Annotated in this window: 11 protein-coding genes; 4 read left to right on the top strand and 7 right to left on the bottom strand. The window is 60.3% G+C overall.

Annotated elements, in window-relative coordinates; genetic code table 11:
- Nucleotides 1–41 precede the first annotated feature (41 nt).
- The 4 genes from P9273_RS03190 to P9273_RS03175 form a co-directional block, all read right to left on the bottom strand.
- Nucleotides 42–1,289 carry an alpha/beta hydrolase family protein gene (locus P9273_RS03190; RefSeq protein WP_278047575.1) on the bottom strand — a complete coding sequence of 416 codons (1,248 nt, stop codon included), beginning with the start codon at nucleotides 1,287–1,289 and terminating at the stop codon, nucleotides 42–44.
- A gap of 316 nt (nucleotides 1,290–1,605) precedes the next feature.
- Entirely contained in the window at nucleotides 1,606–2,001 is a 396-nt protein-coding gene (locus P9273_RS03185; RefSeq protein WP_278047574.1) for a hypothetical protein, read from the bottom strand.
- 8 nt (nucleotides 2,002–2,009) lie between these two features.
- On the bottom strand, nucleotides 2,010–2,669 hold the full coding sequence (locus P9273_RS03180) for a hypothetical protein (protein WP_278047573.1): 660 nt from the start codon (nucleotides 2,667–2,669) through the stop codon (nucleotides 2,010–2,012).
- 15 nt (nucleotides 2,670–2,684) lie between these two features.
- On the bottom strand, nucleotides 2,685–4,199 hold the full coding sequence (locus tag P9273_RS03175; RefSeq protein ID WP_278047572.1) for a DUF4331 family protein: 1,515 nt from the start codon (nucleotides 4,197–4,199) through the stop codon (nucleotides 2,685–2,687).
- A gap of 155 nt (nucleotides 4,200–4,354) precedes the next feature.
- On the opposite strand from P9273_RS03175, the gene P9273_RS03170 reads away from it, so the two are divergent.
- Nucleotides 4,355–6,073, top strand: coding sequence for a di-heme-cytochrome C peroxidase (locus P9273_RS03170; protein ID WP_278047571.1), 1,719 nt, complete (start codon nucleotides 4,355–4,357; stop codon nucleotides 6,071–6,073).
- Between the two features lie 161 nt (nucleotides 6,074–6,234).
- On the opposite strand, the gene P9273_RS03165 is transcribed toward P9273_RS03170, so the two are convergent.
- On the bottom strand, nucleotides 6,235–7,470 hold the full coding sequence (locus P9273_RS03165) for an MFS transporter (protein ID WP_278047570.1): 1,236 nt from the start codon (nucleotides 7,468–7,470) through the stop codon (nucleotides 6,235–6,237).
- A gap of 194 nt (nucleotides 7,471–7,664) precedes the next feature.
- On the bottom strand, nucleotides 7,665–9,308 hold the full coding sequence (locus P9273_RS03160) for an alpha-keto acid decarboxylase family protein (protein ID WP_278047569.1): 1,644 nt from the start codon (nucleotides 9,306–9,308) through the stop codon (nucleotides 7,665–7,667).
- Between the two features lie 642 nt (nucleotides 9,309–9,950).
- Here P9273_RS03160 and P9273_RS03155 point away from each other — a divergent pair.
- From P9273_RS03155 to P9273_RS03145, 3 genes are read left to right on the top strand one after another with little or no spacing between them, the layout of a single operon-like run.
- Nucleotides 9,951–10,313, top strand: a complete 363-nt coding sequence (locus P9273_RS03155) for a lysozyme inhibitor LprI family protein (RefSeq protein WP_278047568.1) — start codon at nucleotides 9,951–9,953, stop codon at nucleotides 10,311–10,313.
- Nucleotides 10,314–10,366: 53 nt separating this feature from the next.
- Nucleotides 10,367–11,620, top strand: coding sequence for an alpha/beta fold hydrolase (locus P9273_RS03150; RefSeq protein WP_278047567.1), 1,254 nt, complete (start codon nucleotides 10,367–10,369; stop codon nucleotides 11,618–11,620).
- A gap of 52 nt (nucleotides 11,621–11,672) precedes the next feature.
- On the top strand, nucleotides 11,673–12,434 hold the full coding sequence (locus tag P9273_RS03145) for a bestrophin-like domain (protein ID WP_278047566.1): 762 nt from the start codon (nucleotides 11,673–11,675) through the stop codon (nucleotides 12,432–12,434).
- A 231-nt stretch (nucleotides 12,435–12,665) separates the two neighbouring features.
- Here P9273_RS03145 and P9273_RS03140 read toward each other — a convergent pair whose 3' ends face one another.
- Nucleotides 12,666–13,883 (bottom strand): NAD(P)/FAD-dependent oxidoreductase, encoded by a 1,218-nt coding sequence (locus tag P9273_RS03140; protein ID WP_278047565.1) that lies wholly within the window; start codon nucleotides 13,881–13,883, stop codon nucleotides 12,666–12,668.
- Nucleotides 13,884–13,893: the final 10 nt, after the last annotated feature.

The following is a 13,893-nucleotide window of genomic DNA, read 5'->3' as shown; positions in this document are numbered from 1 at the left end:
TGAGGATGCGCCTTCGTCAGGAGGCGTCGAGTAAGCACGTCTTATAGACCGAGCGTTTCGTCCAGCCAGTCGTACATGCGTGCATTCGAGAAGCGACCTGCACCGGCCTCACAATGAGCGCCAGCACCGTCATGAATACTGAAGCTCATCAGCATCTTGTCGCAGGTCAAATGCTGGTAGAGCTGTTCCGGTTGCCCCTTGAAAAAGAGATCCCCTTCCGCATCGCATACCAGGGTCGGACAACGGATCCGCTCGGCAATACCACCATCCAGCGTGAAGGCGAGCGCCTTGTGAAGGTACTCACTTGGGCTGGATGCACCGAAGCACCACATGCCGTGCGTGATTGACCAACGAGCCACGGGAGACTTCTCCATGGCTATCTGCAGGACCTCATCGACACGCGAAGATGCTCCCGATTTCAGCGCGCCGAGCGCAGCATTGCGCTGCGCCTCAGGCAGGCCTGCGAAGTAAGGCGCGGCGTAGTCGTACACGCCGTCATTCGCGATTAGGGCTGCGATACGATGCTCGAAAGCGGCAGCACGGGGCGCGAGATACCCGCCCATGCTGTCGCCTCGAAGGGCGATTCGCTTTGGGTCAACGCCGGGCAGACCCAGCACAAAGTCAACCACCGGCGTTAGGACCTTCTCCCAGTCCGGCCGAAAAGTCAGGCCTTCCCGGTGCAGCGGTCCGGATTGTCCCGGTCCATCAAAGCAAAGAACGTGGTAGCCGCGCTCGACCGCCGCACGCGCACCGCTCCAATGCTTCTCCTCGGCTGAACCGTCAAAGCCAGTATGAAGGATGAGCAGCGGACGAACCTTACTGTCGACCCGATGAAAATAACCAGGAAGGGTCGTTTTCTCGTAGGGAATTTCAACAGGCTCGATAGGAACTTCATACAATGCGGCGGCGGCTTTGTAACAAGCGACCGAACATTCATATGCCCTAATAACACGCGGGTCCTTCGGATTTGCGTGCAGGAAGAATTCCGAGGACCGGTAGTAGCTGCATGCGCGAAGATAGCTGTCGCGGGCACTGACGCGATGGTTTCGCCGGAGCTGTCCGTCGGCTTCGAGCGCAATACGATCAGCGATGCCATTCCACTGCTGGTACCAGCTCTCATAATCTCCCGCCCTTATTCGAGCGCTGGTTGCCAGCACTTCGCCAAAAGAAGCGGCACCATATTCGTCGGCACCGAACATGCGAACCGTTTCGAACCAGAACTGTGCGTCAGTGGGGAAAAGAAACTGGGTCGGGGAACGGGGTTCAGAAGATTGGGAACTCTCGGTCATGACTTCGCTCCTTTGGCCCAGCATACCGGAACACGTTCCGCTGCTGGTGTGGTCAGGTGACTAGCGCCAGGCGGCCCGCCAGGACGCGTTGATCCGTATCCGAACAGCGTTCTGACTGTCGGATCTGGGCGCCTGCCCGCCCCATCCTTCGATAACGAACGAGATTTCCGCGACCTTCCCCGCAGGTCGGCGTGATGGGGCGGAATCGATCCGTGGCGCCCCAAGACCGTCAGCCTTCGTCCTCGCGCCGAACGCGACGACCGCACTGCTGGAGATGATCAGAAAGCCTCGACGGTCCAGCATATGATGCTCCATCTCACATTCCAGCCGGGCTTGGCCGAAGCCTTGTGTGAAAGTCCGGTTGCCCGGCCGACCGAGCCGCCCGTAAGACCAGGTTGTAGGCGCGGGTGGTTTGGCGGTTGGAATAGTTCAGGAGCGCAAGTTCGAAGGCTCGAGCCGGATCCGCCCCACCCGCCAGATAAAATTCGGCGCCATGATCAGCGAAGGCCAGGAGATGTCTCTCTAGAAGCGCTTCGAACCCGCTTCGGGCGGCTGTCATAAAGGTTTCGGCACCTGCGGGATCTTCCGTTGCCTCCGCCACTTCCGATAGGCGCCAATGGACTTCGGGGTCGCTGCTCGAAAGCGCGGCGCGCAACATACATTCCGCCTCGTTGGTCTGCCCTTCGGCCAGCAGGATCTCCGCCAGATGCACCCTGGCTTTCACATAACATGGCAGATAGTGGAGGGCGGCCCTGTACCATTGAGCGGCGCGTCGGCGCAGGGTTCCGTACGACGCTCTCCCCACAGCACTCCGAGTTCGAAGCAAGCCCAGGCAAGCGCAAACGGCGATATCTCCCCGTATTCCCGGAGAGCGCGAAGAAAGGTCTGTTCAGCCGCATCGAATTCGCCCAAATCGGCAAGCAGTGCTCCGAGCGGAACCAACTCCTCCCAGAGTCCGGTCCGGACGGCGCGCTCGCGCCGCCTCGACAGAAGCCGCTCCATGTCGGTACCGGTAGCTTGGTCGATCGCCAAGGAGAGTCCCTCTACGCTCTCTGGCAGCGCCCCAAGCGCCTCTCCTCGCGCCAGGGCTGCTCTTGCGTCGCCAAATCGGTGAGTGGCGCTCGCCACCTGTGCAAGCACCATCCATGTCTCCGCCGCCTCGGGGTCTACTCGTAGAAGTTCATTCGCGAGTGTCTCCATACGATCAAAGGCGCTCGTGTCGCCGCAAAACTGGGCTGTGAGCAACTCCTGATCCAGGAGCGCAGCGGCCGCGGCAGACTGGGTTGGTGTTCGCCAGAACCGGGCCCAGCCATGAAGGCGAGCGCCCTCGAGATTGTGCGCGGCTATCGAGCCATGCGTCGCTTGCTTAAGATCAATCATGGACCAACAGTCTGCTCAAGGTGCAGCCGAGCCGAAACGCGCCTTCAAGCCTTCCAGACCGACCTTTTCCAAAGTGGTGACAATCGCCTTCACGACAGCATCCGGCTGCCCATCCGCCCAATACTGGATACGCCACTGCACCGAACAGCCAGTTCCGTGCGGCTTCACGTCGAGCATCCCTGTGTAGTCCGCGGCCGGGATCCCGCTGATCAAGGAATAGCCATAGGACCTTTGACCAGGATCCATCGATTCCAAGCGCTCCACGATACGCTTTCCGTCAACCGTTTCGATTGTGCGCACCTGCCCAATGCCGGTACCGGCAGTGTCTATGTGGGCAATCAATGGATGCCACATGCCACCGAAGTCGCCTATCAACGCCCATACCGGTTCGGGCGATGCCAGCAGGTTCACAGTGGTGACCACGGTCTGCAGTTGCGCATTGGGCGAAGCTAGGTAGGGAAAGGATTTGCTGGCAGCTTTGGTGGCGCTTGCCGCACCGCCCTGCATGAAAGGACCTCGGTCTCGGTTCACCAACCAGGTGAGCAAGATATCGAAATCATGCGTGTCGATAGTCCGGCCGCCGCCGGTCTCATAGGCGGCGCCATTGAGCGTACTCTTTTCAATTTCGAGAAAGCTCGTGTCCGTAATCGGTTTATGCACATCGAACAGCAAGAAGTCATCGAGGAACACCTCGACGCTTGCCGCTATTTCCTCGGAGCTCCAGTCGGCCTTGCCGTCACGCATGTCGTAATTTTCCAGACTGTCCTTCAGCCGCCGTCGGAAAATCGGTTTGAATTCTTCGCGGATTGCAAACGGGGTCTGCTGATTCCACAGGTCACGGAGATCATCTGCTTCGACTAATCCCGGATTGTTCAGCCGCAGATTGGTTTGTTCCGGCCGGCCGATCCAATCGAACCGATGGGGGTTTAGATTAAGCAGACCCGGCGGTGACGGCACCGGAGTTGTCTCGGCCACCGCGGCGAACAATGAGCCGCTCTGCGGGTTTAGAACGCGCTGCGTATCGAACTCGAGGACAATCGACAGAACATTGTCGTGCTGCAGCAGATTCGGACATGTCGTCAACGAGTCCTTGCCTACGACCCAGGCGAGCAGAAAAGGATCCGACCGTAAGCCGGCAAAAATTCGGAAGACGCCATCGTCTGTTTTCGCGCCATCCTCGTCATCAACGGCGAAACGCAGTTGCTGGCCGCCTGGCAAGGTGCAGGTGCCGTGCTGCACCGGTCTGCCATCCGGTCCAGGCTCAAGGACTTCAAATCGGCAAGTGAAGCGGTACTCATCGGACGACGTCCGGAATTTCGACGCTGCGCCAAGTCCCACAACGGCAGCGGGACGAATCGATAAGGTATAATCGCACGCATTCGAGAATAAAGCTGTGGCTCCGGCGGAAGGAAACGCATTCACCGCAAACACCATACGGGGCGGATCTTCCGGGCTCGTGAAGGCGAATAGATCGGTAAGATCAACAGATGGATCTCCGATCTGCCGTGGGCCATCGATATGATCCGACATAGATTGTTTCCGTTGCGATTGCGCCCGAAGAAGTAACAAGGTACTCTTGGAAGACTATAAATACTATGCCTCTCAAACGATTAAAGCCATCCCGTGGAAACCCGATCGCGCGAAGCCACGACAACGCCACTTTCGGAATCAAAAGCGGAGGCCAGATGAAACGCAGGCTCCAATGTCTTTTAATCGCGGCGGCCACACTGTCGGCTTCATCAATCACCTTCGCGCTGAGCGACACGCCAGCCCGGTCGGTCAGTCTCGATCAGAACATCGACCAGGCGACGCTGCATCGCTTCTATTTCACGGATCAAGGCACGCGCCTCATTCCTGCAGCCTGGCTCGACGCGCTCAAAGATGCAGACGGGGACCGGATCATGGATCCGGAAGCGCTGAGCGCTTTGGGTTTTTTATACGACGGCGTTAAGGACGACGCCAAAAATCCTTACGGCTGGCCAATTGGTTTCACAGTCAGCGATCCGGCTAGGACCGGCGGAATCCCCATTGCTGGTCTTTCGTGTGCTGCGTGCCACACCGGTCAAATTGAATACCGGGGAACGTCGGTCCGGATCGATGGCGGCCAATCCATGATCGATCTGGCAGGCTTTGCCGGACGCGTGCTGGGAGCAGTTTCTGCCCTGGCTCACGACAAGGCACGCTTTGTAGAATTCCGAAACGATGCAGTGAAGTCCGGTTACCCGGCAGACCGGATCGACAGAGACCTCGAAGAGGCCGTGGAGGCATTCAAGTCGCTCGGCGGCGGTCCCTCCTTCTATGAGCTGCACACGGTTGGAGCCGGCCGCGGGCGATACGATGCTGTGCAAGGCATCAGCAATCAAGTTTTCGGAGGTGATCTAGGCGTACCGTCCAACTCACAACCGCTCGACGCGCCTGTGACCTACCCGCAGCTCTGGGACATATGGCGTTTGAGCTGGCTGCAGTTCAACGGTTTCCTGCCTCCAAACTCGACCTCGCGCAACATCGGAGAAGCACTCGGCGTGCGTGCCAGGACGAACATCATCGATCCCCACACCGGCGAGCTTAATCCGGAGCCGTTGCGCTGGAAGACCTCCGTTCAGCTCGACAACCTCCTTTGGATGGAAAAGACCCTCGAGCGCTTGACAGCTCCCACCTGGCCAACGGAAGTCCTCGGTCCGATCGACGAAGCGAAGGCTGCTAAAGGGCGCGACCTTTTCGTCGATCATTGCGCCGGTTGTCACCAGATCAGGGAAACCCCGGACGGGCTATGGGATGTCGTTGTCGTGCCACTTAGCAAGATCGGGACCGATCCCAACCAAGCTACGCATTGGGCCGGGCGCACTTATGACGCCAGCAAGCTGGGAATGAGCAAAAACGCGACAGCGGTCGAGCTCGACGTTGCCATAAACGCGATACGTCGGCAGCTCTACGCGGATTTCAACACACCCAAAGAAGAGCAGGAGGCCGACGTCCAATTTCACGCGCCTTGCGGCTACAAGGCCAGGCCGCTGATAGGAGTATGGGCAACACCGCCTTTCCTTCACAATGGCTCTGTACGGACGGTGTTCGATCTTCTGAGCGATACCCGGCCGGCCCGCTTTCGATTCGGCAGCCGCGAGTACGACCCGGCCCACCTGGGCTATACCGAAGACGATGCGCCAGGGTCGATGATGTTGGAGACTTCGATTGCCGGCAACCTGAACACAGGCCATTGGTGGACGGATGACACGCAACGCGCCGGACGGATTGGTCCAAAGCTCAGTGACGATGATAAATATGCATTGATCGAATATTTGAAATCGGCGAACTACGAGAATTATCCACGGACCAAAGTCGACAAGGGTCGTGGCTTGCCTTGCGAGGACGACAAGGATTGGGCCAAGCGGGCTGCTGCGCCTTAGAACCGCGGGCACGCCCCGTAATTCTTGAGATGATACAACACCTGACTGGAACTGATGCGGGCCAACACCGGCATCAAGCGTGTCAGCTTTAGGTTGGGTCGGCACCTTTGGTTCGGCTACGCGCTTTACGGTCGTGCTCGTCGGCTTGGTTTAGCTCTCCATCAGATGGAAGCTTCAGAAACGCCGAGCATACGCAATCGATGCATGGCTGCCAGCATGAAACCGGCGGCGATTAGGAGCAGACCGAATGCGATTAATGGAAGGGGAATAAACACTCCGGCCAGCGCACCGCCGATCATCGCACTCAGCGATTCCGCGCCTACCTGCAGCGCCTGGTTGTTGCCCATGACGCGGCCTTGACGTTCGGCCGAAACCGCATTGGCGAGTAGTGTGGGGCAGGAAGCAAGCGCAAGCGTTCCCATGAAGGTTGCCAGCCCGCCGGTAATCCAGATGGACGAGAGCTCGGCCGGCAAGGTCACCGACATCATAGCCAGTCCCGCCGCGACCGCGGCTGCGACGGCCAGCCGATGAAGGCCGAAGAATTTTGCAAGGGGAGCCATCGCCCCAAAACTGGCGATCGCCGAAATAACTGCCAGGCCGGAATAGATCAGCGTCGTCTGGTCGACGGTGGTATGCCAGCGATCCACCATGTAGACGAGCACCATTCGGAAATAGCCGAACAGACCGAGATAGATCAGAAAGTTGATCAGATAGAGCAGCCGGATCGGACGGTCTGTGAAAACCGTGCCGAGATTGGTGAGAGCCGCGAACGCCTTGAACTGCCGGTCTGCGCCCGGCGGCAGCGTCTCGCGGAAGCTGAGCCAGGTCCAAAGCACGGTTACGGCAAGCAATGGCACCATCAGCCAGAAAGGCAAGCTCCAGCCGAGGTAGAGCGCCAGCTGGCCGCCGGCAACCGGGCCGGCGATATAGCCTAGACTTGATGAGGAATAGACCCAGGCGAACAGGCGCGGACGCTCGTCTGGTCCGGTCACGTCCGATATGGCGCTCTGGGCAATCGCGATGTTGGACTCGGCCAGGCCGCCGACTAGACAGCCAGCAGCGAGCATCGCGAGCGAACGCCACTCAATGCCAAGGGAGATCAGGACGTAGGCGGCCATCGTGACGAACAGGGAGACCAGGAGCACAGGCCTGCGGCCATAACGGTCAGACAGGGCGCCGATGACCGGTGATCCCAGGAACTGGCCGAGGGGATAAACCGCCAAGAGCATGCCTAGCACCATGCTTCGCCGCTCGGCTGTTGTACCGGGGTCGAGAAAGCCGTTGTCTCCCATCAGCATTGGGATGAACAGCGTGATCATGAGCGAATAGCCGCAGAACCCGATGAAGGTCACCAGGTAGAGCGGTAACAACGCCCTGAGCTCGACGTCCTGCTTCATTGGCTCTCTCCCCTCGTGATCACGCTGCTCACTTGGAATGCTGGCTCGAAAGCCCGCTCATCCCAAATCGTCAAGTTAGTCCTTCGTTTTCATCCCGGACGACAGGAAAGCACCATCCGAAGCTACCATTGAATGGGCCGCTGGTCGCCCGGCGGTCGCCGGGGCCAATTACGTCCTCGACCCAGCAATGGTGCTCAAGCCTTGTAGAGCGACGCCATGCTCTCATGAAGCTTCATGGCGAGCGGCGAGGCGGCGTAAGCATCGGTGACGACCTCGATGTAGACACCGCTGTCTGCCTTGCCGGCTTGCTCCAACGCTTCGTCGAATTCCGCGCAGGTGGTGACGCGGGCCGTGAACCAGCCGTCGCAGCCAAGCGCATGCGGCAGCTCCGTGTAGCGCCATGGGGCGATGTCGTTGTAGGCGATCTCCGGATCCTTGCAGAGCAGCCGCTCGATCAGGTAGCCGTCATTGTTGAGCACGAAGACGACCGGCTTCAGCCCCAGCCGGCCGAACTGGCCGATCTCCTGCGCGGTAAGCTGGTGCGAACCGTCGCCGGTGACCAGCACGACCCGGCGGCCGGGTGCGGCCGCAGCGGCGCCCACGGCGGCGGGCGTCGCCCAGCCGATCGAGCCCCAGAGCGTCTGGTTATGGAAGGTAGCGCCCTTCGGTATCAGCGCGAAACCAAGACCCATCGAGGCCGTGCCCGTCTCGCCGATCACGATGTCGTCGGGCTTCAGAAACTCGGCCCAGCGTGGATAAAGCGCCTCCACGGTGATCGGATCATTGCCCTTGCCCGATTTGGCGCCGAGCGAGACGGCGGGAATGCGCCTCCAGTTGCGCTTCGTCAGCTTTTTCGACAGCGCCTCAAGCGCGTTCCCCAGCTCGACATTGCCGTAGGTCTTGCCGCCGACATGGACATGATGATGGCCGATGGAGATAGTCCTGGCTGGGTCGAGGCGAGCGGTGAAGGCGCCGGTGTTGAAGTCGGACGCCAGCGTGCCGATAGCCAGCACCTGGTCGCACTCCTCGACGAAGCCGCGCACCTCTTCGCTCATAATCGCCCCGTCATACATGCCTATGAAGCCCGCCTGCTGCTCATCGAGCACGGACTTGTCCATGAACATGGTGGCGAAGGGCAGGCCAGACTTGTCGATGACCGCTTGCATCGCAGCCTTGAGGCCGCTGCGCGCAATCAGGATGCCTGGCAGCACGCAGGCCGTCTCGGCCTTGTCGAGTGCGGCCACGATCGCTGCGACGGCTGCTTCGAGTGCTTCGGCATTGCTTCCAGGTGCACGGATCGGCTCGGCCGAGCCCAGCACCGGCTGGTTGGCATAATCGGCAGGGAAAACCATGTAGACCGGCCGGCGGTGGAATAGCGCTTCGGCGATCAGCCGCTCGGTCTCATAGGCAACATTTTGCGGAGTCATGACCGCATGGGCGCAGACCACCGGCTCGCTCATGCGGTGGAACAGATCATATTCGCCGTTGCCCAGCGTGTGATGCATGGCCCGGCGGGACGTCTGCACGGCCATGCCCGGTGCCCCGACCAGGTGGAAGATCGGCAGGTGCTCGGCATAGGCGCCGGCAATGCCATTGATGGCGCTGAGCTCGCCGACGCCATAGGTGGTGCAGAGCGCTGCCATGCCCTTGATGCGGGCATAGCCGTCAGCGGCGTAAGCCGCGTTGAGCTCGTTGGCGCAGCCGATCCAGCGCATGGCGGGATCGTTGCAGATGGCGTCGTTGACCGGGAAGGCGTAGTCGCCCGGAACGCCGAAGACATCGGAAATGCCGATCGCCTTGAGACGCTCGAGCACGTGCTGGATTACAGTGAGGGTCATTGCTGCCTCCTTTGACGGAATGTTGCTGGCCACCGAACAGGTCCTGCTCATCGACCCAGGCCGAGATGTTCGGACGTTCGACTGATGGCCAGGGCTTTCCGAGCGCTGGCTGTTGTCCCTGGCGAAGAATTCCGTCTCCCATGACCAGGATGCCCGTCGGATAGAACTGAAGCTGCGGATGGCACTCCTCATAGAGCCGATGCGCCGCAATGGATGAGCGAGGCTGCTGCCGCAGCCTCGTCCATCCTGCTGACGACGGGCGCAAAGGCACGTCGACAGCTGAATCGAACAGAGACTTGTCATCATCATCAGTAAGATTCCGTACGCTGCGCTTGCGATGCATTCCCACCGCCGGCGCCTCCAGCAGTGGATCCAGCTCACTGCAATCTTTTCACAGATGGCGGAGCGCTAGGCCAGGTTTGTTCTGACTACACAATACTATCTTCCCACCGCAAGTCATGTCTGCGATCATGGGCATACGCCGATAAGCATTTTGAGTTATGGATCAAGAGCAACAACGCTATCTATCTTCAGATGCAACGGTCGAGCGGACCTTCCGCGCTCTGTAAACAAACGCGTCGGAAGGACATCCGCCTGGCGCGAAGTGCGCGATCACTACAATTCTAACAATGGAGACTAGCCATGCAAAGACTCATCGACATGTTGCTCATGGCCTTTCGCTATACTTTTCTCTTCTCGGCCGGACTGATCTCGACGGCAGGAGCGAATGCCGCCTCCTTCGACTGTCAACACGCGCTTCTGCCGGCTGAACAGGCCATCTGCTCCAATGCCAATCTCAGCAGACTCGATGAACAGACCGCCGGCATGTACTTCATCATCACGGGAAGCGGCGCGCCGGCGGCAACTGTCTCGCAGGCGAAGACTGCGCAAAGCCAGTTCCTCCGCCGTCGCAACGCCTGCGGTGCGAATGTGGACTGCCTCGTCAGCGCCTACACGGACCAGATGATGTACCTCAAGAACGTCAAGAGCAATCTGGGACTTTAGTGTCGCGGCGGGACCAGGGGCCGAGCAGAAAGGCTTCAGGCCGAGCGGGACGGATGTTCAAAATCGTTGCGCGACTTCGATTCACCGGAACGGAAAATGAGGATTGCGAGATGAAGCTGCTTTTCATTTCCATGGCCAATAGGCGGCCAGCCGTTATCGTCCTTGCCTTGTGTCTGTTGCTGGCTGGCAATCTCGCTGCGCGAGCGCAGGACGCGTTTTATGAGGCTTCGCCGCAAGAGGTCCTGGGACCCCCTGGAACCATTATCCGGCAAGAGCGGCTGTTCGTTGGCCTTTTCCTTTCGGCGAAAGCCTACCGCGTGCTCTACAGATCGACCGGGCTCAAGGGCGAACCGATCGCAGTCTCCGGCACGATCGTGGTTCCGACGGGAGCAGCGCCCGCCGGCGGAAGGCCGATTCTGGCCTGGGCGCATCCGACCTCGGGCATTGTTCCGCGCTGCGCGCCATCGCTCGCGTTGTTCAAGTTCCAGCAGATCCAAGGTCTCCGGGATATGGTAAGGCACGGCTACATCGTCACGGCGACCGACTATCCCGGGCTCGGCACGCCCGGTCCCCATCCTTATCTCGTTGGAATGAGCGAAGGCCGCGCGGTGCTCGATTCTCTGCGTGCGGCTCGAAACCTATCGGACGCGGAGGCCGGATCGCAGGTTGCAGTCTGGGGGCACTCGCAAGGCGGCCAAGCCGTCCTCTACGCCGGCCTTTTGGTCAAGCGATATGCGCCAGAGCTGCGCCTGGTCGGGGTTGCCGCGGCTGCGCCGGCGACTGATCTCGGAACCCTGCTGCGCGATGATTTCGCGACGCCGGGCGGCAAAAACCTTCTCGCCATGACGTTGTGGTCCTGGGCACGTGTCTTCGGCGCGCCCATCGACAAAGTCGTTCTTCCAGCAGCTCGGCCCGTGGTCAACCGCCTCGCTGAGGATTGCATAGAGTCGCCCATCGACATCAAGCCGCGGGCCGAGATCGGCAAAGAGCTTCAGCAGCGCTTTCTGCGGGTCAAGAATCTAACCAGCCTGCAACCGTGGCGGTCGCTGCTTGCCCAGAACACAATCGGCATTCTGCCCAGCAACATCCCGATTTTTCTGGCACAGGGTGAGGCCGACACCACCGTCGATCCCGCGGTGACCCAACACTACGCAAAGCGGCTTTGTGCAGCCGGCAGCCCGGTCCAATTGGTGATGATGCCGAAAGTCGGACACGCACTCGCTGCCGATAGAAGTGCGAAAGCGGCGGTCCAATGGATATCCGAGCGATTCACGGGCGGACCCCCGCCGAACAACTGCGGGAGCTGACCGCAGTCCAACTGGTTTGCACAAACTCGTGTAAGCAAATAGGAGCACTCCATTGAGCTCTGTCGTCCTCGGGGGAATCGTTTTCCTTTGCCTGTTCGGAGCCGCATGGTTTGGCATGTTGCTTAGGCCCCGCCTTCCGGAGCACCATCTAAGCACCGACTCCAAGGATACGATCAGGCTCGCCACCGCGATCGTAGGAACGCTTTCGGCGCTCGCTCTCGGCCTGCTGATCGCTTCGGCAAAGTCCGATTACGACGATGCCGACGCGGAACTTCGTACGTCGGTCGGCCACGTTGTGCTGCTTGACCGTGTCATGGCGCATTATGGCCCCGAGACCCAGGAAGCGCGTCGCTTGCTTCGCAAGCTCGTCGTGGCGCGGCTCAACCAAACCTGGACCAACACGGACAACCAGGGTTCAGCCGACGACGCGTCGGTTTTCGATGCCGGGGTCGAGCCCGTGCAGGACCTGCTCCGGGCACTGTCGCCGGGAACCGATGGCCAGCGCTGGCTGCAATCGCGGGCACTCGAAGTCAGCGGTCAAATTGCCGAGGCTCACTGGATGCACATGGACGCCGGGAGCGAAGGGCTACCATGGCCCTTCGTAACCATATTGGTGTTCTGGTTGGCCGTCCTGTTCGCCACATTCGGTCTTTTGGCGCCACGCAACATGACGGTCGGGCTCACCTTGTTCATCTGCGCGCTGTCGGTTGCAGGGGCGGTTTTTCTGATCGTCGATATGGCGAATCCTTATCTCGGACTGATCTATATTGGCGACGCTCCTCTGCGAAGTGCCTTGGTGCAGCTCGGACGGTAGTGCACCGCGAAGATCGGGCGGAACCCACCTCGCAATATGAACCTGATCCGCCTCAATTTCGTCCAACGGGGCGAGGTATTTTTGTTGGTATCTGAGAACCTGTCGATATCGAAGCACCAACAGGGGGTCCTATAAACGGCTCTCTCCGACGTGAAATGCTGTACGGTTCGCGTCCAGTTCCAGAAGGCCGCGGCGAAGGCGCCGAGCCTGACCGCTTTTCCTGGAATTGCCCTAGATCACCGCTTCCTCAAGGAACGGCTCGTTGCGCGGGATTCTTTCATAGCAGAACGGCGACAGGTCGAGCGTCTGGAAGGCGCCGTGGACGATCAGCTCCGAGACCGCCCGGCCCACCGCCGGCGACTGCTGCAGGCCGTGGCCCGAAAAACCGTTGGCGAACATGAAGTTCTTCACCTCAGGGTGGAAGCCGACGATGCCGTTGTGGTCGAGTATGTTGTATTCGTAGTGGCCGGTCCAGCTGGTCTGAACTTTCAAGGCGTCGAAGGCGGGGATGCGGTGCCAGAGCGCCGGCCATATGTAATCGTCGAATTCCTCGAAATGCATTTCGAAGTCGTCATAGTCGGCCGGGCCGTCGCCCTGCGGCGTGTTGCCGGTGAGGAAAAGCTCGCCTTCGGGACGCACGAAGGTGCCGGAAAGGTCGATGACGTTCGGCATGCGGCCGGGGATCGGATTGGCGCTGGCGAAAACGAAGCTGTAGCGTTTGTACGGCGCGACCGGAATGGACAGCCCGGCCATGGCTGCGACCTGCTGCGCGCGTGGACCTGCCGCGTTGACCAGCGTTCCGCAGGCGACCGTCTCGCCCGTCGCCAAGCGCGCCGAGACGACCCGCCCGTCAACGACGTCCAGTCCCGTCACGGCATTGTCGATATATTCGACCCCGCTGCCGCGCGCGGCGCGGCGGAAGCCGTTCAGCAGGCCCATGGAATCGAACCAGCCCTCTTCGCGGGAGCCCCAGGAGCCGCCGCCGAGATCCTCGACATTGAGCCACGGAAAACGCTCCTTCAGCGGACCCGGTTCGAGAAAGACCGTATGAGCGCCGAGGCTGCGCTGCAGCTCGACCCGCTCCTTGGCCGCTTCCACGCCTTCAGGCGAGCAGCAATAGAGATAACCGTGTTCCTTGAAGCCAAGATCGGGCGCCGGCTCATCCGTGTAGAACGGCGCCATCCGCTCCTGGAAGGTTCGGATGATCTCGATGCCGAACTGGCTGATCTTCACATTGATCGGATTGGAATATTGCTGGCGGATCGCGCTGGTGGAGAGCGCGGTCGAGGAGAACTCGTAGCTCGAGTCGCGCTCGACCACGAGAACCGAGGCGCGGTTGCCCAGAGCCTGGCTGAGCCAATAGGCGGCCGACGAGCCGATGACGGCGCCGCCGACGATGATGATATCATAGGCGTTGCGCGACGGGGCCTTGTAAGGGGGTATCGCCACTTCTGTACTC

The organism is Mesorhizobium sp. WSM4935, from assembly GCF_029625735.1.
Classification (GTDB): domain Bacteria; phylum Pseudomonadota; class Alphaproteobacteria; order Rhizobiales; family Rhizobiaceae; genus Mesorhizobium.
This window is presented reverse-complemented; position numbering and strand designations above follow the sequence as displayed.

Excerpts from the sequence above, each read along its gene's own strand:
- P9273_RS03190 (WP_278047575.1), bottom strand. The coding sequence starts at position 1,289 with ATGACCGAGAGTTCCCAATCTTCTGAACCCCGTTCCCCGACCCAGTTT.
- P9273_RS03180 (WP_278047573.1), bottom strand. The coding sequence starts at position 2,669 with ATGATTGATCTTAAGCAAGCGACGCATGGCTCGATAGCCGCGCACAAT.
- P9273_RS03175 (WP_278047572.1), bottom strand. The coding sequence starts at position 4,199 with ATGTCGGATCATATCGATGGCCCACGGCAGATCGGAGATCCATCTGTT.
- P9273_RS03170 (WP_278047571.1), top strand. The coding sequence starts at position 4,355 with ATGAAACGCAGGCTCCAATGTCTTTTAATCGCGGCGGCCACACTGTCG.
- P9273_RS03165 (WP_278047570.1), bottom strand. The coding sequence starts at position 7,470 with ATGAAGCAGGACGTCGAGCTCAGGGCGTTGTTACCGCTCTACCTGGTG.
- P9273_RS03160 (WP_278047569.1), bottom strand. The coding sequence starts at position 9,308 with ATGACCCTCACTGTAATCCAGCACGTGCTCGAGCGTCTCAAGGCGATC.
- P9273_RS03155 (WP_278047568.1), top strand. The coding sequence starts at position 9,951 with ATGCAAAGACTCATCGACATGTTGCTCATGGCCTTTCGCTATACTTTT.
- P9273_RS03150 (WP_278047567.1), top strand. The coding sequence starts at position 10,367 with ATGTTCAAAATCGTTGCGCGACTTCGATTCACCGGAACGGAAAATGAG.